The sequence below is a fragment of the Salinibacterium amurskyense genome (assembly GCF_002797685.1).
Lineage (GTDB): Bacteria > Actinomycetota > Actinomycetes > Actinomycetales > Microbacteriaceae > Rhodoglobus > Rhodoglobus amurskyensis.
In genome coordinates this window covers 587,400-610,409 of record NZ_PGFH01000002.1, presented here as the reverse complement: position 1 = coordinate 610,409, position 23,010 = coordinate 587,400, and the positions used below count along the sequence as shown (strand labels likewise).

The window sequence follows — 23,010 nt, the reverse complement described above, 5'->3', positions numbered from 1 at the left end:
CGAGCGCGCGCTGAGTAGAGCTACGAAAAAATTGAGCGGGCGCTCGCCGTCACTTCAATGCGCACGCCCTCCGGAACGAGCAGCGATACGAAGGGAGGCCGCCAATAGGCCGACAACGACACCGTCGCGCTCGAGGCGTCGAGACTCGTCGCCTGCTCCACACTGAGTCCTTCGAACTCGGCAGTGGGCGCTGCGGCCAAATACTCCCCCACCGCACTCGCTACCTTCGCTGGCTCGAGCTGAGGCCGAAAGCCCTGCGGTGTGCGCACGACATCGTCGAGATCGTAGGATTCTGCGCCCACGAGAGCCGCGCCATCCGCGAGGCTGAACAGCCGTTTGCGTTCGAGATACAGCGACGTTGCCGCGACAACGAGAAAGATGAGAACAAGGGAAAGGAAGCCGTAGAAGATCGTGAGAACGAGCGCCGAGCCGTCGTCGTCGCGTATTCGTGGCGACGTGTTCATTACCGAGACCCCGCGAATTGAGAGACCTGCTGAGTCGCGGCGGCATCCAGCGGAACCTGAAGCGGGAAGTTGCCGGTGAGCACGGGCGGGGCCAGCGGGAGATCAACCGCGATCGCGACCTGCACGGTGACGAAGCCCTTACGCGCGAGGCAGTCGCCGGGGTCGGGTGCGCACGTGATAGTGACCGCAGCATCGGAGGCATCAACACCGTGATTGTCGAGGGCGAACTGCACCGCGCTCGACGCCGCCGCATTCGCTTGCTCGAGAGTCTGCGCCTGCACGAAGACTCGGGCAGCTTGCCGGGCGGCCCCCTCTGCCGCCAGAGCTCCCGCCTGAATCGAAGACATGGTGAGCACGAGATAGACGAGCGGCACCAGCATCACGAGACCCACCGTGATGAACTCGAGCGATGCCGAGCCGCGCTCGCTAGCGAACCTGTTCGATAGCTGCATGAGCTGACACCTCCAACCCATTTTCGATACCGACTAAACCAATGAGCGGCAGTGGAGTGTTGACGGTGATGATGACCGCGGGCTGCCCGAGGTGAGTTGTGGTGGCGGCGCTGACATCCGACGCATAGCCGGGAGACAGCGCCGTAGAGATGAGGTCACGAGTGCGAGTCACGCCATCACCCAACGATGTGTCGGCCAGGGAGGCATAACGCGCACCCTCTGCCGCGGCATCCAGAACTGTATTGCGGATGTGGAGGGCCAGCGCCAGTTGAATAACACTGAGCGTCAACACCGTCAGCAACGCTGAGACGAGAACGAACTCGACGACCGCCGAACCGGACTGATCAGCGTGCAGCCGGCGCACCCTCTGGCGCCACCGCGCTCGCATTAGAAGCCGGTGACGCGATCAATAGCCTGTTGGAAAACCGAGCTGAGCGCTGGGCCCGCGAGGCCCCAAATGATGATGACCAAACCTGCGGTCATCAACGTAATCAGCACCCAGCCCGGCACGTCTCCTCGCTCTGAGGTGAGCGATCGGGTGCCTCGGGTAAGCCCGCTCTTCAGAAGCAATTGAGATGATTTCACTCTGCAATCATTGAGCGAAACACAAATGTGCGTGAAGACTTTCCACAGCGAGAAAGCGAGCGGCCAGGATCGGCTCCGGCCGCTCGCCACCCACTATTCGGAAGAGGTGTCGCGCGGGAGTTTGGACCGCAGCTCCGATTGCAAAGCCTGGAGCCTCGCCACTTCGTCTTCGACAATCGCATCGGCCTGGGCGATGTTGTCGGGCGAGACCAAGCCGGTGTCAGCCAGAATCGCATCTTCTGTGACCTGCGAGATTCCGCCGCCCGACTTCGCGGCCTTCTTGCGAAGACGATCGAGCGCAGCGCGAAGCGGGTGCACAGTGTCTCGTAACAGCGGCTCTTCGACCTCAAGGCCGTAGAACGTTCCGATGTGATCCACGAACTGAGCCCGCTGGGCCCGGTCGTACGCTCGCCGCTCTCGACTGAACGCCGTTACGGTCGCCGCACACATCATTAGCATCACCACACTGAAGGGCAGCGCCGAGAGAATTGCTGCAGTCTGCAGGGTTTGAAGCCCACCCGTGACCAACAGCGCGATAGCCAAGAACGACGCCAATAGTGCGAAGAAAACGCGGATGCGCTTGAGCGGTTCTGCAGAGCCACCGGTGGCGATCATCGACATCACGAGCGCGCCGGAATCGGCTGAGGTGACGAAGAAGATTCCGATCAGCAGGATGGCTCCGAACGTGAGAGCGGTGCCTGCCGGGAGACCGGCGAGCAGATCGAAGAGAGCGGAATCAGCATCCACCGATCCATCGGCAGCAACAAGCCCGCCCTGACCGTAGAGCTCACGGTAGATCGCGTTGCCGCCAAGAACACTGAACCAGAGGAACGTGAGCACGGTGGGAACAAGCATGACGCCGCCCACGAACTCGCGCACAGTGCGGCCCTTGGACACACGCGCAATGAAGACACCGACGAACGGGGCCCACGACATCCACCAACCCCAGTAGAAGGTTGTCCAACCGGCCTGCCACTTCTCGCCGGCTTCGCCCGCATAGGCGCTGACGTTGAAGCTCAGTCCGATGAAGTTCTGTAGGTAGTTACCCATCGACTGCACGAACTCACGGAACAGGAATGCGGTCGGACCCACGATGAGAAGAAACACAAGGAGCACAGCGGCCAACAGAAGGTTGGTGGTCGAGAGCCACTTCATCCCGCGACCGATGCCGGACACCAACGACAGAATCGTGAAGGCAACGATAACGACGATCACGGCAATCTGAGTCGTGAGATTCGACTCGGCAATCCCCGTCTTTTCGAGACCGGCAGAAATCTGAAGAACTCCAAGACCGAGCGAAGTCGCAACACCGAATACCGTACCGACGAGCGCGATGACGTCGATGAGGTTGCCCCAACCACCGCGAACGCGCTTGCCGAGCAGCGGCTCCAGAGTCCAGCGGATCGAGATGGGGCGCCCGCGACGATGGATGGCGTAGGCGAGCGCGAGACCAACAACGACGTAGATAGCCCAAGCGTGCACTCCCCAGTGCAGGAAGGTTTGGCTCATCGCCTGCTGCGCAAGCTGGATCTCGGTGCCGCTCACCCCGGGGCGCGGGTTGGCGAAATGGCTGAGGGGCTCGGCGACGCCGTAGAAGACGAGACCGATTCCCATGCCCGCGGCAAACAGGAAGGAGATCCAGGCGATCATCGAAAATTCGGGCTCATCGTCATCTTTGCCGAGCTTGATGTCGCCGTAACGGCTGAAGCCCAGCCACAGTGCGAACGCAACGAAGAACGCTGCAATGAGCACGTAGTACCAGCTGAATGAGTTGATGACGCTGGACTGCAGCGTGTTAAACACTGAATTCGCGAGGTTCGGAGCAATGATCGAGAACGCGGTAATCGCGATAATGAGCCCCGCTGCGGGCCAGAAGACCCACGGTGCGAGCATGCGTGTAGCGGTCGGACGGTCCGGAACCTCGGGCTCTGCGGGGATGGTCGATTCTGCGGTCATGAGATCTCCGATCGCGTGGGGTCACTGCTCGACGGGCTACAAGCGTAGACATCGAGTTCTAGTAGCGTAATCGCAGTCTGCGATACATGGTTAGCGGGCGCAGCGTCGGCCGCGCCCATCGCTTTACTGTTCGGAGCCGAAGCGGTAACCGAGTTGCCAGCGAGCCGAATCAATCGTGTCGAGGATGGCGACGGTTTCGTCAAGCGAGTGCACCAGCGACTCGGTGAGACCCTGCGCCACAAATCCGGCGAGCGCCGTGGCTTGGTAGCTGAGACCGCGGTGGCCAACCACACCCGTCTCGTCTTTCCAGTGAATTGATTCGCCGTTGAAGCCGGGCTTCGAGAGGGTCAGCGAGGTGGGCGTGAAGAAGCCATTGCCGACCTCCAGCAGGGCGTCGGTGCCCGCGACGGATGCCGTGATGGGTGTACGCGCGAGCAACGTGGTGTTGAGCTGGGCCTGAGCCGCGCTCTTGTAACTGAGAGTAAGAAGGGATTGAGCATCCACCCCGCTCTCGATGAGCGAGCCGACATTGTGCACGGCAGAAGGCGCGCCCAGAATCTGTGACGCGAAGGCGATCGGATAAATGCCGAGGTCGAGCAGGGCTCCTCCCCCGCTGTCAAGCGAGCGAACCCGGTGCCCCTCAGGAATGCGCTGGCCGTGATCGGCGGTGACGAGGTGGATATCGCCCAAGGTTCCATCGGCAACAAGTTGGTTGATGATTGAGGTTTGGGGCAGGTAGCGAGTCCACATCGCTTCCATCGCGAACACCCCGGCGGCCCGGGCAGCGGCCACAATCTCACGCGCTTCGGCACCGGTCATGGCGAACGGCTTCTCCACCAGAATGTGCTTGCCCGCAGCGATCGACTGCAGCGCTAGATCGCGGTGAACGTGCTGCTGCGCGGCGATGTAAATCACGTCGATGTCGGGGTTGGCCAGCAGCTCGGCATAGTCACCGTAGGCCTTCTCGATACCCCAGGTGTTCGCAAAGTCTTGGGCACGGCCGAGGCTGCGGGATGCCACGGCCACGAGCTTCTGCTCAGTGTGCGCTTGCACCGCCTCCGCGAACGTCGCGGCGATTCCACCGGGAGCCATGATGCCCCAGCGCAGTGCTGGAACGGAGTCTGCTGCAGGAATGATCGGGGCCGGGAACGTGGTGGGGAACACAAGCATCCTTCTCGTTGGGGAGGACTGCGGCGGTGCAGGCCTCGACCAGTCTAGGACTCGAACAGATGTAGGCCCAGGTGCGCAGCTTGCCTCCGAAGTGGGCGCCCAGAAGAGCGATCTCCGCCTAAACGGCTCGGGGGTGGGACTGCGCCTGATAGCGTCAGCCTTTCGTGCTTGGGATTACATCTCGTGCAGCTCCTCGACTCAACCAACCGGAGAACTACCGTGATTCCTCGCCCCAAAGTCCTGCCTAGCGTTACCGCTGTCGCCCTTGCGCTTGCCTTGACTGTCGCGGGCGCGCTTCCGGCGACAGCCGCAACGCTCCCCGTCACCAGTTGGAGCGAGTTGTCAAACGCGTTCGCTGTTGTTCTAGACGGCGACACCGTCAACCTCGACGCCGATATCGTTGCTCCGACAGGCGGATCACTAGCGGTCAAAGCGAATGAGTCGATCACGCTTGATCTCAACGGGCATGACCTCACCATCAACAGCGACGTCCCTGACTCTCTGGCGGCGATCGAGGTTCCCAGCACCTCCACCCTCACCATCGTTGCCACCGGCGGCGGAACGCTCACAGTAACCGGAGGCCGGTACAGTGCGGGCATCGGTGGCAATGAAGGCAACGCTGGCGGCTCCGTCATTGTTAACAGTGGCACCATCACCGCAGAAGGCGGCCGCTCCGGCGCGGGCATCGGCGGCGGAGACGGAGGCGACGGCGGCACCACCACCGTCAACGGCGGCACCATCACCGCAACCGGCGGCTACCACGGCGCAGGCATCGGCGGCGGCCAGGAAGGCGACGGCGGCACCACCACCGTCAACAGCGGCACCATCACCGCAACCGGCGGCTACCACGGCGCAGGCATCGGCGGCGGATACGACGGCGGCGGCGGCACCACCACCAACGGCGGCACCATCACCGCGACCGGAGGCAACAGAGGCGCAGGCATCGGCGGCGGCCTTTACGGCAACGGCGGCACCACCTCTCAGAGCGGCGGCACCATCAGCGCGATCGGAGGCTTCGCGGCCGCAGGCATCGGCGGCGGAGACGGAGGCGACGGCGGCACCACGACCGTTAGCGGTGGCACGCTAGACGCAACCGGAGGCGGCAGTGGCGCGGGCATCGGCGGCGGATATCAGGGCAACGGCGGCACCACCATTCTCACCGGAGGCACCACCACCGCTACCGGCGACAACTCAGGCGCAGGCATCGGCGGCGGCCAGGGTAGCTCTTCCTCTGGAGTACTCGACATTCACGGCATCGGCGCACCAGGGGCAGCTACTAATGGTGGAGACCCGAATGGTGCTCTCATCACCAATTCCACGACTCCGGCAGGGATCGGCTATACGGCCGCTACCGCCACTGTTGGCACCGGCGGTCAGATCAGTGTCGAATTCGTGCGCATCGCGACCTTTGACGCGGTCGGCGGAACGGCAACCGACACCGCGTTCGTTGCCATCGGCGACACCCTCACCGCACCCGCCGACCCCACCCGCGCCGGCTACACGTTCGCCGGCTGGACAGTCAGCGGCGCCGCCTACGACTTCACCAATCCGGTGACCGCATCGCTGACGCTGATCGCGACGTGGACAGAGGTGCCCGCGACAGTTGATGCCCCAGCAACTGACGCCACGCTCGCCGCTACGGGTTCTGCGATAACGCCCCACCTCTCAGTGGGCGCAATACTGCTCATGGCCGGCTTCGCTCTCCTCGTGCTTCGCCGACGCGTCACCGCCCGGCAGCGATAGCGGCAACAGCAACAGCAACACGAGTCCCCCGCGAACCCGCGCTGCGTTCCCCATCACGCGACTTGTGGAAAACCTGAGACATGATTCAGGTTTCACTGTACGGTGATTCTGACGGTGCGTCGCTCGACGGCGGCTGCCGTCAGCGTCGCGGTTTTGTCGCGGCGCGCAATGCGGCCGGGACATCCGCGCAATGACGCACGGAGCGAAGACCGCGTTGCGACGTGCGGAGGTATTCCGAATGTCCACTGTTAAACGCCGGCTCACCATCCCGGCAGCACTCGCCTCTCTCGCCCTCGTTAGCGCCACGCTGGCGGGAGCCCCATTCGCGGCCCAAGCGATCACGTGTCCACCCGGTTTCGAGATGCTTCCGGGGTGCAGCAACTCGTCCGACCCCGGCGGCTCCGACACCGTTCCGGGCACGTGGAGCACCGAAACGGTTGCCGGGATGAGCACTCGCATCTACACGCCATCCACTGCCGCTGAACTGCCGGCCGGACGCGCCCTCATGATCAGCCTCCACGGCTGCGCCCAGAAAGCGAGTGACTTCCAAGCGAACGCCAACTGGGTAGCCGCCGCTGAAGACTACGGAATGATCGTCGCCCTCCCCGATGCGCCCAACGGCGGCGTCGTGTTCGGCTGCTGGGATTACTACGACTCCAACCACTCCCGCAGCAACCCTGCACGGCATGACGACAATCTGCTGAACCTCGCCACAACGTTGAGCGCGCGGGCTTCTCTCGGAATCGATGCCGACCAGGTCTATATTTCTGGGTTGTCATCCGGTGGCGGAGAAACCATGGTGATGGGATGCCTCGCCCCCGACGTCTTTGCGGGAATGGGCATCAACGCCGGCCCCACGGTGGGCACCACTTCTGGCCAAATCTCGAGTGTCGCCGTATCGAAGGCGCAGGGTACGAACACGTGCACCAGTTTCGGTAGCGCGAATTCAGCTGCATTCTCGACCCAACTCACCTCGGTGATCTACGGCAGCAACGACTCCACCGTCTCCACTGGCTACAACACCTTGAATGGCCAGATCATGGCCGGCATCTACGGGGCATCCAGCACGTCGACGTTTAGTTTGAGCGGTTTGGCAGGCAACAACACTGCCGGCTTGGGCACCCTCTATTCGGATGCCGCGGGGCCACGGGTTTCGGTGATTCAGAATTCGAATCTCGGCCACAACTGGCCGGCGGGCGCAGGCACGGGAGGAACGTACATCAACGCGAACAGCCTTGACTACCCGGCGTACGTGACCGAGTTCTTCTTCGACAACAACCGTCGCGTTGACCGGACCGGCACGCCGGGGCCGACGCCCACCCCCACGCCGACTCCCACCTCGACGCCAACGCCAACGCCCACGCCGGATCCTGAACCTGTGACGTGCTTCACTGCGACCAATGCCCAACATGCGGCGGCGGGGCGAGCCTTCGCCTACGGGGTCAATCCTTACAACCCGTATTACGCAAAGGGATCGCTGAGCTACCTCGGCCAGGGCGATGCGACGATCACGAGCCTCTCGCAAGTCTCCGCTAATAGCTGGATTAAAACCGGCAGCTGCGGCTAACGAGCTCTCCATTTACACGAGTTTTAGCGGCGGCCGATGCGCACAAGTCGCCGCTAAAACGCGACCTCGAGCGCACCGATCTCCACATCTGGAGGAAAACGAGTGCCGCGTCTGAGCGGAACGCTCACACGATCGATCGTTTCATCGTTCGAGTGTGGCAGACCGACGTGCTCAATAACCGGCTTCGGAGACGCCGTACTCAGCCTGAGCTTGCGAAAACCCTTCGTAGATCAGTTGATCGATAAGCCCTTGACGCGAGAACGATGAGTAATCGAGATATGCCTCTGCTGTGACAGCTGCCTGGTGGTTCCAATCCGGAGCAATGAAGTCAACCGCGAACGTGGCATCTGCAGTGCTATACCCCTCGTATTCCAGCTGATCGATTAAACCTGAGCGGGAGAAACCTGTGTAGTCCAGATACGACTCGCCTGACTGCACCGCGTTAGATTGCGAAGTCGTGAGTGTTGGCTTATCAGGCTCCGCAACGGGCTCTGGCGTCTGCGTCGGCTCGACTTCTGCAGTTGGCGTCGAAGTAGGCGACGCCGAAGGCGAAGCAACGGGCTCCAGCTCAGAATCGAAGCTCTGCGAACTTGGAGTCGAAGCTAACCCTACGATCAACAAAATTGTCGTGATGGACGAGGTCAGAGCGGCGAGGCCTCCAAGCCCCATTCCAATAATCGACAGCGCCTTATTCTGTTGCTTCTTCAATGCGAATATGGAAACTACTATCGCTGCCGCGCCCAAAAGGAAGCCCATAAATGGGACCCAACCTGAGAAAAATGCGACGAGTCCGACTACGAATCCTGTGATCGCTAGCCCAGCGGGCGGTTTCTGCGGTGCCTGTTGCGCCTGCGGCCCCACTGGTGGAGGTGGTGGCGGCGTCGAGTCAGGCATCGAAGTATTCGTCATGAAATCAGTATGGCGCGAACCCCAAGCGCTGTCGCCCCCACGAACGGGGCCGCCAAACGGACCATGCCCGGTGCCGGTCGCCCACGACATGCACCCATCGATGCAACAAAAGTTAGCGAACTGGCCCGGCACCCGGCATGCTTAAGCAGTGACCGACAACAGTGCGCCCGCGATCCTCTCGCTTGAGCGCCTGCGGGCGTCTCTTGCGGATGCTGGATTAACCCTTGATCTCGACGGTGTTGTAACGCAGCGCGAAGCCGCCGCAGCCGCCGTCCGCCAGATTGACGACTACATCCGCCCCCGCTTGGCTGACCTCGATGCACCGCTGCTGGCGGTGGTGGGTGGTTCCACTGGCTCGGGTAAGTCGACAATCGTGAATGCGCTTCTGGGCGTCGCGACAACTCGGGCCGGCGTCATCCGCCCCACAACGCGTCAGCCGATTCTGGTACACGCTCCCGTGGATGCGGGATGGTTCGCGAGCGACCGCATTCTTCCCGGGCTGGCGCGCGTGCGCGGCCACATCAGCGCTCCCGGAACGCCCGCTTCGAGCGCGGGAGATGCGCCCGAAGAGTCACGCATCGGCGAGCTCATGCTGCTCGAACACGAGAGTGTTCCCCGTTCGCTCGCGATCATCGACGCTCCGGATATCGACTCGGTTGCCGACGAAAACCGCGCCCTCGCCACCCAACTTCTCGCGGCTGCCGACCTGTGGTTGTTCGTCACGACCGCCAACCGTTACGCCGACGCCGTGCCGTGGCGCCTTCTCGAAAGCGCCGCCGCCCGGTCAATTACCGTCGGCATCGTGCTCAACCGAGTGCCCCCCGGCGCGCTCGCTGAGATTCTTCCTGACCTGCAGTCGATGCTGACCGACCGCGGCCTCAGCGACGCTCCCATCTTCTCCATCGAAGAACAGCGCCTCGACGAACTGGGCATGCTGCCTGCCAGCGCCGTCGAACGCCCGCGCGAATGGCTGAGTTCCATCGCCGGCGACCGTGCCGAACGGTCCCGCATTGCAGCGCGCACTCTTAGCGGCGCGATTAGCGAGCTCGACCGCCAAGTGGTCGTGATTGCGGATGCCCGTCAGCAGCAACTCGACTGGCTCGACGCTGCGCGCGCTGCCGCCGCTGCGCACTACGAAGCCGCGCTCGAAGCCGTGGATGCCGCAACCCAGAACGGTGCCCTCATGCGCGGCGAAGTGCTCGCCCGCTGGCAAGACTTTGTGGGCACCTCCGACTTCTTCAGAAAAGTTGACTCGTGGTTCTCGGCGGCCCGCGACCGCGCTACTGCCTGGATCACCGGCAAACCCAGCCCCGTGGTGGAAGTCGAAACCCAAATCGAAACCGGGCTGCAGACCGTGATCGTCGACCAAGCGGGGCGCGCTGCTGCGGCAGCGTGGGCCGGACTCGAACGAAGCGCGGCCGGCAAGGCCATCGCTGAACGGCATCCGGAACTCGCCAGCGAAAGCCCAGAACTGCCCGAGGCGACGACCGCGATGATTCGCGAATGGCAGGGTGCGCTCATGCAGCTCATTCACGACAATGCGGGAGATAAGCGCATCCGGGCTCGCGTTCTGTCGCTCGGCCTGAACGTTGTGACGGTCGCCCTCATGATCGTGGTGTTCGCCTCGACCGGTGGTCTCACCGGGGGCGAGATTGCCATTGCGGGCGGTTCGGCGGTGCTCGGCCAGAAGCTGCTCGAAACAATCTTTGGTGAGGATGCCGTGCGCCGGCTCGCGAGCGAGGCCCGCGAGGACCTGCATGCGCGCGTTCGTGTTCTGTTCGATGCGGAGATCGCCCGGTTGACTGTCGCGTTGGAGCCGCTGCGTTTCGGTGCGACTCCCGATTCGCTGCGACGGGAATCGCAAGCCCTGCTCGATGATGTCGCGCGTGCGGCGGGAGACAACTCGTGAGCGCCGCCAAGCCCAGCCTCGACGAGAGGATTGCCGCGCTGCGCACGGTCACTGAGGCGGGCGCCGGTCGCATCCCATCCGAGGTGCTCGACGATGCCCGTGCCCTGCTGACGCAGACCGAAGCGCGCCGTTCCCGCTCCCCCGAACACACCGTGGTTGGCGTCTTTGGCGCTACCGGATCGGGCAAGTCGAGCCTGGTCAACGCTCTTGTGGGCGACGAGGTTGCGGTGGCGCACGTTCGCCGCCCGACTACCTCGCAGGCTCTCGCTGTGACGTGGGAGGCCGCCGGCGCAAGCGAACTACTCGACTGGCTTGAGGTTCGCGAACGGGTTGAGCGATCGACACCCTTTGATTCTCGCGCCAGCAAGCTCGTACTTGTCGATCTGCCCGACGTCGATTCTGTGGAGGCCAGCAATCGTGCTGTCGCCGAACGTCTTGCGGGTCAAGTGGATGCTCTGATCTGGGTTGTGGACCCGCAAAAGTATGCCGACGATGTGTTGCACGCGCAGTTCATCGCGCCTCACGCCAAGCACGCCGCCGTGACTCTGGTCGTGCTCAACCAGGTCGATCTGCTGAGCGCGGATGATCGTGCCGCCGTCGTGACGTCGCTGCAGACCATTGTGGAACGCGACGGTCTTCCGCGCGCCCGCGTGCTGCCCGTGAGCGCCCGCACTGGCGAAGGTGTTGATGCGTTGCGTCAGGCCATTGGCGACCTTGCCGCGTCGAAGGCGGTGCGGGATGCGCGGCTCAGCGCTGACGTGCAGACCATCGCTGCGCGCATCGACGATCCGGGTTCCCCACAGAAGGTCAGCGCGAAGAGCACCGCTCGACTGCGCGATGAGGTCGGCACGGCCGCGGGCGTTGACATCGTGGCATCCGCTGTTGCCCGCTCGTATCGCAAACGTTCCGGGCAAGCCACCGGGTGGCCGCTCGTCTCCTGGATCGGTCGTCTGCGCGCCGACCCCCTCACCCGCTTGGGCCTCGGGCCGAAGCGTCGTGGCGACGACCCCGACGTGCATCGCACGAGCATGCCGCTGCTGAGCGCCGGCGCCCAGGCTCGGATGTCGATGGCCGTTCGCACGTTCACCGACGAAGCCGGCGCGGGAGTTTCTGCACCGTGGCGGGCTGCCGCGCGCACCACCGCGGAGCACGCTCTCGGCACTCTGCCAGCCACGCTCGATCTCGCCATCGCCCGCACGCCTCTGCCCGCGAAGGGTTCGTGGTGGTGGGTGCTCGTGGGCATCGTGCAGTGGATCGCCACGATCGCCGGATTGGGCGGAGCGCTGTGGTTGGTGGGTGCAGCACTGCTGCCGACGTTCGGATTGCCGGCGTTCCCGCTCCCCGCTGTCGATGAAGGTCCGCTCACCGGGTGGGCGATACCGACACTGCTGCTGATTGCGGCCGTGCTCGTCGGCATCGTGCTTGGTCTGCTGTCGGCCGCGCTGAGCGCTGTGGCCGCTGCCGGCCGCCGCCGCCGTGCTCGCCGCCGACTTCTCACCGCGGTGACTGAGGTTGTGCAGCGGGACGTCGTGACTCCCGTCGCGACGGCGCTCGAGCAGGCGCGGGCGGTGTCGGCCGCGCTGCAGATCGCGCAGCGCTAGAACGCTCCTCGGGTCGCTACTTCGCTAACGGCGGCGGGTATGGAGAGACGTCACGCCCTAGTAATCCGGGCAGTGCCAGCCGTAGCCACCGACACCCATCACGACTCCGAACAGCGCGAGGAACGGCGAGGAAATTACTGCAACGATTCCCATAGCAATGCCGTGGCTGTTCTTGGCGATCACAGAGACTACGAGGGCCACTAGCGATCCTCCGATGAGAATCGCGTAGGAGATCAGCGCCGGAAACACGAAGGGATTATCGACGCTTGTCGCGCAGGGATCGACTTCTAACGCCAGCTGAGTAGCTCTCATCCCACCTAACGAGAACAGCAGTCCGAGGCACGCAGCAACAATTGGGATCGCCCACAGGAGACCCCAGTTGATCCGCATTCGGCGGCCCGTGGCGTCCCTAGCGCGCACTGTCTTCGTCGAGTTCACAATGCTCCACATCTACGGTGCCGATGAAGATGGCCGTTTGATTCCACACCCAGTCACCTGACGCGAGCTCGCTTGCGGCGAAGTGACCTGCGATATTTCCCTCGTTGGCAAGACCTTCGCTGCGTACGGAAACGAACTCCCACTCTGCCGTGGGTGTTCGGGCATCGAGGTGAAACACATCGCCGGTCGCAACGTCTCCTACGACAGAGGTGCTCGTGGGGTCTGCGACAGTTTCACCATCGGGGCCAATCCATTCAACGTCGAAGGAATCGGTGTTGCGGTCATCACAGGTGGCGAAATCAAGACGGCCATCGGCATTAAGCCGTGCGGCGACACGATTCACGTAGGAACAACCCGCAAGCAGCACTGCAATCGCCAACACGGAGACAACGGCGGCTGGTCGTTGAAAACGCCTCATGTCTACACCCTAGGGCAACGCTGCTGGCGACCCGATCGCGATCTGGTTACTGCCTAGAACCCCACCTGCAGCACGAAGATGCCGGGGAAGATCGCGAAGGCGATGGTGATGGGCAGGATCAGGAACACGAGCGGGAACAGCATCGCGACCTCTTTCTTGCCCGCTAGTTCAAGCAGTTCGCGCTTGGACTCTTCACGAGCATCCTGAGCTTGGGCTTGCAGCACTTCAGAGAGTGGGGTTCCCCGATCGAGCGCACCGAGGATCTGATCGACGCAGCGGGTGAACGGCGGCAGCTCGAGTTCTCGGGCGAGCACCCCCAGCGTCTCACCAAACGGCAGCCCCGTGTTGACCGAGGAGACGACGCGAGCGAGTTCGCGGGAAAGCTCACCACCACTGACCTGCGAGACGCGGCGCACCGCATCCAAGATTCCTTCGCCCGCGGAGAGACTCAGCGCTAGAAACTCCAACACGACGGGTAGCTCGGCGGTGAGCCGACGGATGCGGGCCTTCGCTGCGCGCTGCAGCAGGTAGTCGCGCGCGGTAATTCCCACCACGCCACCGACGACGACGAGAACGGCCTGGGCGATCAGCGGCACCTGTTGTTGGTTAGCGACCGAGATGTCGAAGACCACGCCGAGCATGGCACCGGCCAGGACTGCCAGCAGTTGTTGTGAACGATAAGCCTCGATGGTGAGCTCGGAGCCCGCCTGCCGAAGTCGGCGCGCGATGAGGTCTCCCCCACCAACCACTGACGCGAGGGTCTCGCGCAACCAGCGCGCAGCAGGGACCAGCAACACTCCCAGCACGGGAAGCGGGCCGACTGAGCGCGGAGCAAGATGCTCCCGAGCACCCGATGAGACATCGATCACATACGGGGCAACGCGAGTCGCCAGGGTGGGGCGGCTGAGACGCGGGATGAGACTGAGAATCGACCAGAGCCCAAGACCACCAGCAATGCCGGCGACAATCGCCAACGCGAGCGCATCACTCATGCGAACCACCTCGGCTGTTCGGGAAGGCGGCCGATGCCCGCCATGATGCGGTACGCGATAACCGAGAGAACGAGCCCAGCAACGATGAGCGCGACGCCACCCGCCGAGTTGTAGGCGAGCGCTGCTTCGGGGCGAGTTGTTAAGAGGAACAGCACGACCCACGGCGCCGCCAATCCGAGCCGGGCGGCATTCATGACCCACCCCTGCCGAGCCTCTATCTCCGAACGGATGGCTGCCTCTTGGCGCAGGTAGACGCTGAGACTGCGAAGCACGTTGGTGAGTTCACTTCCACCGACTTCGCGTGACATCCGCAAGGTTTCAAGGATGCGGTCGGCAACCGGATCGGCGAGCGCGACTTTCAATTCATCGACGGCGATAGCGAAGTTGCCCGTGGCCCGATACCGGGCAGCGAACGCGGCAAAAGCGCTCCTCGTGACGAGCGGGCCGGTGTGCGCGACCGTCATGAGGCTATCGGGAAGGGCGAGCCCGGAGCGTACGGCAGACACGAGCTGGTCAACGACGTCGGGCCAGACAACCTGCGTTGCCTTGCGGCGAGCGCGAGCCCGCCAGCTGATCGCGAGGGCCGGAAGCACGAGTGCAGCGGCAGCAGCACAGATGACCACAGCAATCACCGAGGTGAGGACGAACGTGATGGCGGCGACGGCGATGCTGAAAACCAGAGACACGATCACGACAATGGATGGGCTGGTCGTCGGGAGCCCTGCTTGCACAAGACGCTCCCGCAGGCGGAGTGACCACGCTGAGCGGCCGCGCACGTGACGTTCGCTCTGCATCGGCCACAGGAACGGCGCGCTGATAAGGGTGACGCCCACCGCAAGGATGATGCCCAGGATCAGACTCATGCGACAGCCTTGAGCAAGTGCGACACCGGGTCGATGCCCGCTGCCTGAAACTTGGCGAGCCGCGCAGGCACGGCGCCGGTGTGGAGGAGTGTGCCCTCCGACAGCCGGAAGAGAACACTGCTGTCGATCACCCCGTCCCTAACCCCACCGGTGAGCGACAGGATCTCGACCACGCGCCTCGTGCCGTTCGCTGTCAACTCGCAGTGGACGACGACATCCACAGAACTGGCAACGGTCGGCACGACAAAACTGGAGTCGATGTTGCGACCGGCGAGCAGCGGAAGGGTGCACAGTTTCACGAGCGCTTCGCGGGCGCTATTGGCGTGGATGCTCGACATTCCCGGCAGCCCAGAGTTGAGAGCAATAAGGAGGTCGAGGGATTCGGCATCGCGCACTTCGCCGACCACGAGGCGGTCGGGGCGCATTCGGAGTGCTTCTTTGATGAGGCGGCGGAGGCTGATTTCGCCGGTGCCCTCGAGGCTGGGTTGGCGGCACTGCATACCGACGTGGTCGTGACCAGCAACGCTCAGCTCAAACGTCTCTTCGACGGTGACGACGCGCTCGGTCGGTTTGCCCGCCGCGAGCAGGGCGTTGAGCATCGTTGTCTTGCCACTCTGGGTCGCGCCCGACACCACAATGTTCTGGCCGGAGAGCACACACAATCGCAGATAGTCGGCCGCGTGCTGCGGCAGGCTGCCCAGCTCGACCAGACGATCCAGATCGCGGATGCGCTGGCTGAACTTGCGCACGTTCACCGCCCAGTGGCGCCGCGTGACATCCGGAATCACGACGTGCAGTCGCGAACCGTCCGGCAGGGACGCGTCAACAAACGGGGAACTCAAATCGACGCGGCGACCCGAGGTTTGCAGCATCCGCTCGACCAGATCGCGAACCTGACCATCAGTGAGGCGGATGCCCGTGAACTCGGGCACCCCGTTGCGAGCGACGAACACGTGCTCGGGTCCGTTGATCCAGAGCTCCTCGACGGTGTCGTCATCGAAGAACGGTTGGAGCGGACCGTACCCGGTCAACGCCGCCACCACCTCGCGGGCGGCCTGGGCTTCATCCGTGAGAAGCGGAACCGAACCACCCAGCGCACGTTCGCTATAGCGACGCACCTCGTCGCGCACGTACCGCGACGCAAGTTCACTGTCTCTCGAAAGATCAACCCCGTCGCGGCGAACCCTCTGGCGAACCTGATCGGCAATGGTCGTCACAGCGTTAGGCATGCTCATATTGTGCGGAGTGGGCGCCCAGCGCTGCGGTTGTTGTCCACAGGAATCGCTCACGGCTCCATAAATCCCGCGCCGCGCGAGACGAGTAGGGAATTCTGCGGCTTCAGCGAGCGAGCGAATTCTTGTGGGCTCAGCAGCCCCGATCAGCAACTCAGCCTAAGCAATCAGGATCAGCGGTTCACCGCGAACCAGAGCGCGGACAGCGCGGCGCTGACGCCGAGTGCAAAGTAGAGATTCCTGCGGACCATTTTCATACGCGCGAGCACGACGATGGCGGCAATGATCAGGGCGCTACCGACGGTGGATGTCACCCGCGCGACGACAAGCTTCCAGTGCTGGGCGCTAATCTCCTCGGGGGATGGCAGTTCGCCAAAGAATGCGATCAGCGAGTACTCATTCCAGAGCAGGAATGCGAGCGGCACCATGAGATTGAGTAGCGGAATGACACCCGCCCAAGCGAGAACCGCCCCGATCGTGGCGAGATCAGTGTGGCTGTGTGATGCATTGTTGGTCGCTGCCAAGTGGGCCCACCTTTGTAACCTGTCGATTCGATCAGAGCTTCCACAAACGAAAATTCTGTGAGTAATATTCTGTTCAGAATGGGAGCTTGGGTCGAGTTCCCGATGTGGTCACCCCTGAACTTGATGCACCCCCGTTAGGTGATGGTCACCTTGAAAATTGATATGATGATTCCATCAATTCAGCAAGTATGCAGTATCGGGCAAGGACGGGGAGCACAGCAATGGTCGTTCTCGATGAGCGCAGGCCGCTCTACGAAATCAAGGCGAACCTCTTCAAGGGGCTCGCGCATCCGTACCGCATCCGGGTGCTCGAGATTTTGTCGGCCGCGGACGAAGCATCCGTCGCCGACATGCTCGCCGAGACCGGGCTCGAAGCATCCCACCTCTCCCAACATCTCTCGGTACTGCGCCGCTACGGCCTCGTCGTCTCCGAACGCCGCGCTAGCGTCGTCTACTACCGCCTCGCCCTCCCCCAGATCGCCGAACTGCTGCGGGTAGCCCGGGTGCTGCTCGGCGAGATACTCACCGACGCCGACAGCCAGCGTGAGCTCGTGAACAGCCTTCCCACGATTCCGGATGCTCGATGAAACGCTCCTGGCGCACCCTGCTCCCCAGCCTGAGTGACTACCGCGAACTGCGCACCAGCTGGCGCGGAGACCTGCTCGCCGGCGTCACCGTCGGCATCGTCGCTCTCCCCCTCGCGCTCGCCTTTGGCGTGAGCTCCGGAGTCGGCGCTGAAGCCGGGCTCATCACCGCCATCGTTGCCGGGCTCGTCGCTGCCGTATTCGGCGGCTCAAACATCCAAGTCTCCGGCCCCACCGGTGCCATGGTCGTCGTGCTCGCCCCCATCGTCGTCAGCCAAGGCGTTGAAGCCGTCGCGATTGTCACCCTGCTCGCCGGCATCATCGTCGCGATCGCGGGTGCCCTGCGCCTCGGCCGCACCGTCAGCTACATCCCGTGGCCTGTGATCGAAGGCTTCACCGTCGGCATCGGCATCATCATCTTTCTGCAACAAGTGCCGTCAGCGCTTGGCACCGAAGGCACCGAACACCCCACTAACGCTGTGCTCGCCGCCGGCGCCTTCATCGGCGCTGCCGAGTGGCCCGCCGCCCTGCTCCCCCTCGGCGTTGCCGCCGGCGTGATCGCGATCATGCTGCTGCTCACCCGCATCAGCGGCCGCCTGCCCGCCTCCTTCATCGCCATCGTCGTTGTCACGATTGCCGCTCAAGCCCTCAACTTGCCGCTGGCGACCATTGGCGAACTCCCCGCTTCCTTGCCCGCGCCCGCCGTTCCCTCGTTCGACTTCGACCTCACCGCGCTCATCGGACCGGCGTTCGCCGTTGCCGCCCTCGCCGCCATCGAATCCCTGCTCTCCGCCCGCGTCGCCGCTGGCATGTCAGACACCGGCCCCTACAACGCCGATCGCGAACTTGTGGGCCAGGGATTAGCATCCGTCGCCTCCAGCTTCTTTGGCGGGATGCCGGCCACCGGTGCGATCGCCCGCACCGCCGTGAACGTGCGCTCCGGGGCCCGCACTCGCGCCTCCGCCATCGTGCACGCCCTCGCACTGCTCATCGTCGTTTACCTCGCCGCTCAAGTCGTGGCTGTGATCCCTCTCGCCGCACTCTCGGGCGTGCTCATGGCGACCGCCGCCCGCATGGTCTCCCCCACCCTCATCAAGACCATGCTGCGCACCGGCAAGGCCGAAGCCGCTGTGTTCGTGATCACGGGCATCATCACCGTGAGTTTCGACCTCATCATCGCCGTCGGCATCGGAATCGCGGTCGCCGCCTTCTTCGCCCTGCGCGCGATGAGCAAAGCCAGCGGCGTGCACCGCGAAGAACTCCCCGGCTCCCCCGAGGCGGGCGACGAACGCATCGCACTCTTCCGCATCGACGGGTCCCTGTTCTTCGGAGCAGCCGAACGCCTCATCGACCGCATCAACGAACATCAGGGCATCGAAGTCGTGATCGTGCGCCTCTCGCAACTGCACGTGATCGACGCGACGGGCGCGCACACCCTCACCGAGCTCATCACCGCCCTCGAACGCCGCGGCGTGACGGTGATCATCAAGGGCATCCGCCCCGAACACCGGGATGTGCTGCAGCGGCTCGGCGTGATCCGCTCGCTGCGGCATCCGAACCACCTGTTCGAAGAACTCGGGCCAGCAATCGAGCATGCCCGCTCGCACATCAGGCGCGCAGAGCTGGCGCGCTAACTCGGCCTCTCGCTAGGCCGCTAAGCCGCTAGCCAGTTCGCGCGCTAGTTCAGCGCCGGCGTCGCCTTGTTCTTAGCGACCTCAGAAACCCACAGCCCACTGTCTTTCACGATGCGTTCTTGAGTGTCGTAGTCGACGCGAACAATGCCGAAGCGCTTGGAGTAGCCGTAGCCCCACTCGAAGTTGTCGAGCAGCGACCACACGAGATACCCCTGCAGGTTCACCCCGCGCTGCATCGCTCGGTGCGCGGCCGTGAAATGCCGGTTGAGATAGTCGACCCGGTCGGCATCGTGCACCCGACCATCCGTTACCTCGTCGTCAAACGCGGCACCGTTCTCGGTGATCATCAACGGCAGGTCAGGGAATCGCTCGCTCAGATCAACCAGCAGATCCTCAAGACCGTCGGGCGCGATGTTCCAGTTCATGGCCGTATACGGGCCCGCCTGCGGCAAGAACTCGACATTACGGCTGCCCGGCCACGCGGAACCGCCCATGTCTTTGTGACCGTCGTTCATCGCCCGCTCGCTCACGCCATCCCACATCTTCACCGTGACCGTCGAGTAGTAGTTGACGCCCAAGAAATCGAGGGGCTGATGGATGGTCGCCAGATCGCCCGCGTGAACGAACGACCAATCGGTCACCTCGCTCGTGTCGGCAATGAAGTCATCGTCGTAACGACCGAGCAGCATCGGGCTCGTGAAAGCGCGATTCGCGAGCGCATCAATGCGACGCTTGGCCTCGGCATCCTCACCGCGAATCACGTGAAAGTTGAGCGTCGCCGACACCTGAGGCGAATTCGTGGCGGCCTCACGGATGCGCGGCACGGCCATTCCGTGGGCCAGATTGAGGTGGTGCACCGCGGCCAGCGCGTCGGCATCACTTGTGCGACCGGGCGCGTGCGAGGCCGAACCGTACCCCAAGTAGGCCGAGCACCAGGGCTCGTTGAGGGTCGTCCACGTGTGCACGCGATCGCCCAGGGCAGTGGCGGCGAGCTCGGCATATTCGGCGAACCACATGGCAGTATCGCGCTCAGGCCAGCCGCCCTCATCCTCAAGTTCTTGCGGCAAATCCCAGTGATACAGAGTAGCGATGGGGCGGATGCCGCGGCTCAGCAATCCGTCGACAAGACGCGAGTAGAACGACACTCCCTCCGGGTTGATCGGCCCTTGCCCGCCCGGCTGAAAGCGCGGCCACGAAATGGAGAAACGGTAGGCGTCCAAGCCAAGCTCGGCCATGAGATCGAGGTCGGATTCGAGCCGGTAGTAGTGGTCGTCGGCAACATCGCCGGTGTCGCCGTTCCAGGTCTTGCCCGGGGTGTGGCTGAAGGTATCCCAGATAGATTCGGTGCGCCCGCCATCACGCGCAGCGCCCTCCACTTGATACGCCGCCGTCGCGGAGCCGACGATGAAGTTCGGCGGAAAAACGAGACCAGAATCGCGGTAATCGGAGTTCATCTTGCAACCCTAAGACCGGGAGCTTCGATTTGGCCGAAACTATCCCGAGGTTACGTCAAGAAAAAACTAGAGCGCCGCGGGGTCTTCGAGGAGCGCAGCGAAAGCGAGCTCGGCCGCGCCGATCATGAGCAGGTCTGCACCAAGTTGAGCCGGCACAATCTGCACGCCCTCGAACGATGCTTCGAGCGACTGGCTGCGCACGCGCTCAATCAAAAACTCGGGATCAAACGCGAAGATGGACGCCAAGAAACCGCCGAGCACAATCACTTCAGGATTCAATACATTCACTGCGTTGCGCAGCGACGTGCCGAGCGACAGCAGCTGTCGGTGCACGAGCGCGCTCACCGCAGGATCCGTGGATTCGCGCAGTGCAGCATCCAGAGTTTCGGAATCGACGTTGGTGAGGCCAAGAGCGTGCAGCAGGTCGGCGCGGTTCACTTCGGTCTCGAGGCTGCCCTCTTCGCGCGTGCCTTTCTCGGCAGCCCCGTTCTCGACGCGAACGTGGCCAAACTCTCCCGCATAGCCGGCACGACCGGTGAGGGGCCGCCCGCCGCTGATGATGCCGCCACCGATACCGCTGGCACCACCATTGAGGTAGATGAGGTCATCGATGTTGCGGCCGGCGCCGTAGATGTGCTCGCCGAGCGCACCCACACTCGCGTCGTTGGCCGTGGAGACGGGGTAACCGGTTGCTTCAGCAAGCAGTTCGCTCACGGGTTCATCGCGCCAGTGAAGGTGAGGCGCCCAGCGCACGAGGCCGTCTTCGACGCGCACCAGACCAGGAGCAGCAACGCCGATCCCCACGATGCGCCCCGTCGTTTCGTACTCGCCCCGCAAGCTTTCGATGATCACGCTGGAGATCTTGACGAACTGCGAAACAGTCGGCGGCTCCTCCGTCTCATAGCGGATGCGCTTCAAGAGCGAACCGTCGAGCCCTACGACCCCGACGGTGATGGCGTCGATCTCGGGGTTGACCGCAATGGCCACCGTGCGAGCATCCGCGTTCACCATCGGCGACGGGCGACCGACCTGCCGAGTGGGATCTGGCTCACTTTCGTACGCCAAACCCAACTCGGTAAGTTCGGCCACGAGCGCCGCAATAGTCGAGCGGTTGAGCCCCGTCTGCGAGGTCAACTGTGAGCGGCGCTGCGCCCCACGATGAAGCAGGGTCAGCACGCGCGACAGATTGTGCCGCCGAGTGCGATCGCCGCGCCCTCCCGTGCCGGTCGGCGACGGCAGCGACGACGAGGGCGGGGTGTTCTGGTTCACGGGCGGTTCCACTCGGTTGGCAATAAAACGTTGATGCTAAGACTAGCGACGTCCGGCGCGACGCTTGCTCATGACATCGAATGCCACGGCAAGAAGCAGCACGAGTCCCTTGATCGTTTGCTGCCAGGCGGCATCCACCGACAGGATCGACAAGCCCATGTTGAGCACACCCATAATGAGCGCGCCGATCACAGCACCGATGACCGTACCGACACCGCCGGTGACAGCCGCGCCACCAATGAAGACGGCAGCAATGGCATCCAGCTCGAAGCTCTGACCGGCGGATGCCACAGCACCACCAGCACGCGCCGTCGTGACGACCCCGGCGAGACCCGCGAGCACACCCATGTTGACGAAGACGAAGAAGTTGATCCACGAGGTCTTCACACCACTCATCTGCGCGGCGAAGAGGTTGCCACCGATCGCATAGACGTGACGACCGAAGACGGTCTGGTTCAGCACGAACGTGAAGAGCAGAATCAATACGGCCAAGATAATCAGGATGATCGGGGTTCCGCGGTAGGCGGAGAGCTGGAAGGTGAGCGCCAAGATCACGATCGCCGCAACACCGTTCTTGATCCAGAACGATGCACTGCGCTCTACGGGAAGGTCGAGCTTGCGCTGCTTGGCGCGAGTACGGATCTGCTGAGTGATCAGCATTGCCACCGCTAGAACCCCCAACACGATTGTGAGGATGTCGCGGCTGCCGCGACCTTCACCAATCGTGCCGAACAGCTCGGGCAGCCACCCGCCACCGATCGCGTTGAACTCACCAGGAAGAGCGTTGATCGTGCCGCCCGTGAGGAACACGAGCGTGAGACCGCGGAACAACAGCATGCCCGCGAGCGTGACGATGAAGGCCGGGATGCCGACGAAGGCCACCCAGAACCCCTGCCATGCTCCGACCGCTGCGCCGAGCAGAATCGAGATGATGACGGCGGCCCACCAGGGCAGCCCCCACTGGCTCATCGATATTGCGGCCACCGCGCCCACCATGGCCACGACAGAACCCACCGAGAGGTCGATGTGTCCCGCGATAATCACGATGACCATGCCCACGGCGAGAATCAGCACATAGGCGTTCTGCTGGATGAGGTTGTTGAGGTTTCCGGGCAGCAGGAGCCGACCATCCGTCAACACTTGGAACAGGATGACGATGACGGCGAGCGCAGCGAGGATGCCGTACTGACGCAGGTCAACCTGCATCTTGGGCAGTTTACGAGTGGGGGTTGTGGTGCTCATCGGG

At 63.4% G+C, this 23,010-nt stretch carries 22 protein-coding genes; 6 read left to right on the top strand and 16 right to left on the bottom strand.

The window, feature by feature from the left end:
* Positions 1–20: 20 nt before the first annotated feature.
* From CLV85_RS12045 to CLV85_RS12020, 6 genes are all read right to left on the bottom strand, one after another.
* Positions 21–464: a Tad domain-containing protein gene (locus CLV85_RS12045; protein WP_100389850.1), complete on the bottom strand. Its 444-nt coding sequence runs from the start codon at positions 462–464 to the stop codon at positions 21–23.
* Entirely contained in the window at positions 464–916 is a 453-nt protein-coding gene (locus CLV85_RS12040) for a hypothetical protein (protein ID WP_100389849.1), read from the bottom strand. The genes CLV85_RS12045 and CLV85_RS12040 overlap by 1 nt, the downstream gene beginning before the upstream one ends.
* On the bottom strand, positions 891–1,304 hold the full coding sequence (locus tag CLV85_RS12035; RefSeq protein WP_100389848.1) for a TadE/TadG family type IV pilus assembly protein: 414 nt from the start codon (positions 1,302–1,304) through the stop codon (positions 891–893). Before CLV85_RS12035 ends, CLV85_RS12040 begins: the two co-directional genes overlap by 26 nt.
* Entirely contained in the window at positions 1,304–1,486 is a 183-nt protein-coding gene (locus tag CLV85_RS12030; RefSeq protein WP_205030391.1) for a hypothetical protein, read from the bottom strand. The genes CLV85_RS12035 and CLV85_RS12030 overlap by 1 nt, the downstream gene beginning before the upstream one ends.
* Before the next feature lie 108 nt (positions 1,487–1,594).
* Positions 1,595–3,457 carry a BCCT family transporter gene (locus CLV85_RS12025; protein WP_100389846.1) on the bottom strand — a complete coding sequence of 621 codons (1,863 nt, stop codon included), beginning with the start codon at positions 3,455–3,457 and terminating at the stop codon, positions 1,595–1,597.
* 123 nt (positions 3,458–3,580) lie between these two features.
* Positions 3,581–4,627, bottom strand: coding sequence for a Gfo/Idh/MocA family protein (locus CLV85_RS12020; RefSeq protein WP_100389845.1), 1,047 nt, complete (start codon positions 4,625–4,627; stop codon positions 3,581–3,583).
* Between the two features lie 219 nt (positions 4,628–4,846).
* Between CLV85_RS12020 and CLV85_RS13610 the strand changes: the two genes are divergently transcribed.
* On the top strand, positions 4,847–6,370 hold the full coding sequence (locus CLV85_RS13610; protein ID WP_100389844.1) for an InlB B-repeat-containing protein: 1,524 nt from the start codon (positions 4,847–4,849) through the stop codon (positions 6,368–6,370).
* Between the two features lie 238 nt (positions 6,371–6,608).
* Positions 6,609–7,937 carry an extracellular catalytic domain type 1 short-chain-length polyhydroxyalkanoate depolymerase gene (locus CLV85_RS12010; RefSeq protein ID WP_229820587.1) on the top strand — a complete coding sequence of 443 codons (1,329 nt, stop codon included), beginning with the start codon at positions 6,609–6,611 and terminating at the stop codon, positions 7,935–7,937.
* A gap of 171 nt (positions 7,938–8,108) precedes the next feature.
* On the opposite strand, the gene CLV85_RS12005 is transcribed toward CLV85_RS12010, so the two are convergent.
* The gene (locus CLV85_RS12005) at positions 8,109–8,846 is read right to left on the bottom strand and encodes an Ltp family lipoprotein (RefSeq protein ID WP_205030383.1); all 738 of its coding nucleotides are present in this window, start codon (positions 8,844–8,846) and stop codon (positions 8,109–8,111) included.
* Positions 8,847–8,994: 148 nt separating this feature from the next.
* Between CLV85_RS12005 and CLV85_RS12000 the strand changes: the two genes are divergently transcribed.
* Both CLV85_RS12000 and CLV85_RS11995 read left to right on the top strand, forming a co-directional pair.
* Positions 8,995–10,755, top strand: coding sequence for a dynamin family protein (locus CLV85_RS12000; RefSeq protein ID WP_100389842.1), 1,761 nt, complete (start codon positions 8,995–8,997; stop codon positions 10,753–10,755).
* Positions 10,752–12,356 (top strand): GTPase, encoded by a 1,605-nt coding sequence (locus CLV85_RS11995; protein WP_100389841.1) that lies wholly within the window; start codon positions 10,752–10,754, stop codon positions 12,354–12,356. Before CLV85_RS12000 ends, CLV85_RS11995 begins: the two co-directional genes overlap by 4 nt.
* A gap of 57 nt (positions 12,357–12,413) precedes the next feature.
* Here CLV85_RS11995 and CLV85_RS13380 read toward each other — a convergent pair whose 3' ends face one another.
* From CLV85_RS13380 to CLV85_RS11965, 6 genes are all read right to left on the bottom strand, one after another.
* The gene (locus CLV85_RS13380) at positions 12,414–12,557 is read right to left on the bottom strand and encodes a hypothetical protein (RefSeq protein WP_157847496.1); all 144 of its coding nucleotides are present in this window, start codon (positions 12,555–12,557) and stop codon (positions 12,414–12,416) included.
* Between the two features lie 208 nt (positions 12,558–12,765).
* Entirely contained in the window at positions 12,766–13,212 is a 447-nt protein-coding gene (locus CLV85_RS11985; protein WP_147433373.1) for a hypothetical protein, read from the bottom strand.
* 53 nt (positions 13,213–13,265) lie between these two features.
* Positions 13,266–14,204 (bottom strand): type II secretion system F family protein, encoded by a 939-nt coding sequence (locus CLV85_RS11980; protein WP_100389904.1) that lies wholly within the window; start codon positions 14,202–14,204, stop codon positions 13,266–13,268.
* On the bottom strand, positions 14,201–15,067 hold the full coding sequence (locus CLV85_RS11975; protein ID WP_100389838.1) for a type II secretion system F family protein: 867 nt from the start codon (positions 15,065–15,067) through the stop codon (positions 14,201–14,203). Before CLV85_RS11975 ends, CLV85_RS11980 begins: the two co-directional genes overlap by 4 nt.
* Positions 15,064–16,296: a TadA family conjugal transfer-associated ATPase gene (locus CLV85_RS11970; protein ID WP_373296764.1), complete on the bottom strand. Its 1,233-nt coding sequence runs from the start codon at positions 16,294–16,296 to the stop codon at positions 15,064–15,066. The genes CLV85_RS11975 and CLV85_RS11970 overlap by 4 nt, the downstream gene beginning before the upstream one ends.
* Positions 16,297–16,472: 176 nt before the next feature.
* Positions 16,473–16,823, bottom strand: a complete 351-nt coding sequence (locus CLV85_RS11965) for a hypothetical protein (RefSeq protein ID WP_100389836.1) — start codon at positions 16,821–16,823, stop codon at positions 16,473–16,475.
* Positions 16,824–17,044: 221 nt separating this feature from the next.
* On the opposite strand from CLV85_RS11965, the gene CLV85_RS11960 reads away from it, so the two are divergent.
* On the top strand, positions 17,045–17,410 hold the full coding sequence (locus CLV85_RS11960; protein ID WP_100389835.1) for an ArsR/SmtB family transcription factor: 366 nt from the start codon (positions 17,045–17,047) through the stop codon (positions 17,408–17,410).
* Positions 17,407–19,041, top strand: a complete 1,635-nt coding sequence (locus CLV85_RS11955; RefSeq protein WP_100389834.1) for a SulP family inorganic anion transporter — start codon at positions 17,407–17,409, stop codon at positions 19,039–19,041. The genes CLV85_RS11960 and CLV85_RS11955 overlap by 4 nt, the downstream gene beginning before the upstream one ends.
* 44 nt (positions 19,042–19,085) lie before the next feature.
* On the opposite strand, the gene CLV85_RS11950 is transcribed toward CLV85_RS11955, so the two are convergent.
* The 3 genes from CLV85_RS11950 to mmsB form a co-directional block, all read right to left on the bottom strand.
* Positions 19,086–20,495: a GH1 family beta-glucosidase gene (locus tag CLV85_RS11950; RefSeq protein ID WP_100389833.1), complete on the bottom strand. Its 1,410-nt coding sequence runs from the start codon at positions 20,493–20,495 to the stop codon at positions 19,086–19,088.
* A gap of 66 nt (positions 20,496–20,561) precedes the next feature.
* Positions 20,562–21,764, bottom strand: coding sequence for an ROK family protein (locus CLV85_RS11945; RefSeq protein ID WP_189621940.1), 1,203 nt, complete (start codon positions 21,762–21,764; stop codon positions 20,562–20,564).
* 42 nt (positions 21,765–21,806) lie between these two features.
* Positions 21,807–23,006 (bottom strand): multiple monosaccharide ABC transporter permease, encoded by a 1,200-nt coding sequence (gene mmsB, locus CLV85_RS11940; RefSeq protein WP_100389832.1) that lies wholly within the window; start codon positions 23,004–23,006, stop codon positions 21,807–21,809.
* Between the last annotated feature and the right edge of the window lie 4 nt (positions 23,007–23,010).

What these genes read in the sequence shown, in the direction of transcription:
- CLV85_RS12045 (WP_100389850.1), bottom strand. Translation starts at nt 464, where the DNA reads ATGAACACGTCGCCACGAATACGCGACGACGACGGCTCGGCGCTCGTT.
- CLV85_RS12040 (WP_100389849.1), bottom strand. Translation starts at nt 916, where the DNA reads ATGCAGCTATCGAACAGGTTCGCTAGCGAGCGCGGCTCGGCATCGCTC.
- CLV85_RS12035 (WP_100389848.1), bottom strand. Translation starts at nt 1,304, where the DNA reads ATGCGAGCGCGGTGGCGCCAGAGGGTGCGCCGGCTGCACGCTGATCAG.
- CLV85_RS12025 (WP_100389846.1), bottom strand. Translation starts at nt 3,457, where the DNA reads ATGACCGCAGAATCGACCATCCCCGCAGAGCCCGAGGTTCCGGACCGT.
- CLV85_RS12020 (WP_100389845.1), bottom strand. Translation starts at nt 4,627, where the DNA reads ATGCTTGTGTTCCCCACCACGTTCCCGGCCCCGATCATTCCTGCAGCA.
- CLV85_RS12010 (WP_229820587.1), top strand. Translation starts at nt 6,609, where the DNA reads ATGTCCACTGTTAAACGCCGGCTCACCATCCCGGCAGCACTCGCCTCT.
- CLV85_RS12005 (WP_205030383.1), bottom strand. Translation starts at nt 8,846, where the DNA reads ATGACGAATACTTCGATGCCTGACTCGACGCCGCCACCACCTCCACCA.
- CLV85_RS11985 (WP_147433373.1), bottom strand. Translation starts at nt 13,212, where the DNA reads ATGAGGCGTTTTCAACGACCAGCCGCCGTTGTCTCCGTGTTGGCGATT.
- CLV85_RS11980 (WP_100389904.1), bottom strand. Translation starts at nt 14,204, where the DNA reads ATGAGTGATGCGCTCGCGTTGGCGATTGTCGCCGGCATTGCTGGTGGT.
- CLV85_RS11975 (WP_100389838.1), bottom strand. Translation starts at nt 15,067, where the DNA reads ATGAGTCTGATCCTGGGCATCATCCTTGCGGTGGGCGTCACCCTTATC.
- CLV85_RS11970 (WP_373296764.1), bottom strand. Translation starts at nt 16,296, where the DNA reads ATGCCTAACGCTGTGACGACCATTGCCGATCAGGTTCGCCAGAGGGTT.
- CLV85_RS11960 (WP_100389835.1), top strand. Translation starts at nt 17,045, where the DNA reads ATGGTCGTTCTCGATGAGCGCAGGCCGCTCTACGAAATCAAGGCGAAC.
- CLV85_RS11955 (WP_100389834.1), top strand. Translation starts at nt 17,407, where the DNA reads ATGAAACGCTCCTGGCGCACCCTGCTCCCCAGCCTGAGTGACTACCGC.
- CLV85_RS11950 (WP_100389833.1), bottom strand. Translation starts at nt 20,495, where the DNA reads ATGAACTCCGATTACCGCGATTCTGGTCTCGTTTTTCCGCCGAACTTC.
- mmsB (WP_100389832.1), bottom strand. Translation starts at nt 23,006, where the DNA reads ATGAGCACCACAACCCCCACTCGTAAACTGCCCAAGATGCAGGTTGAC.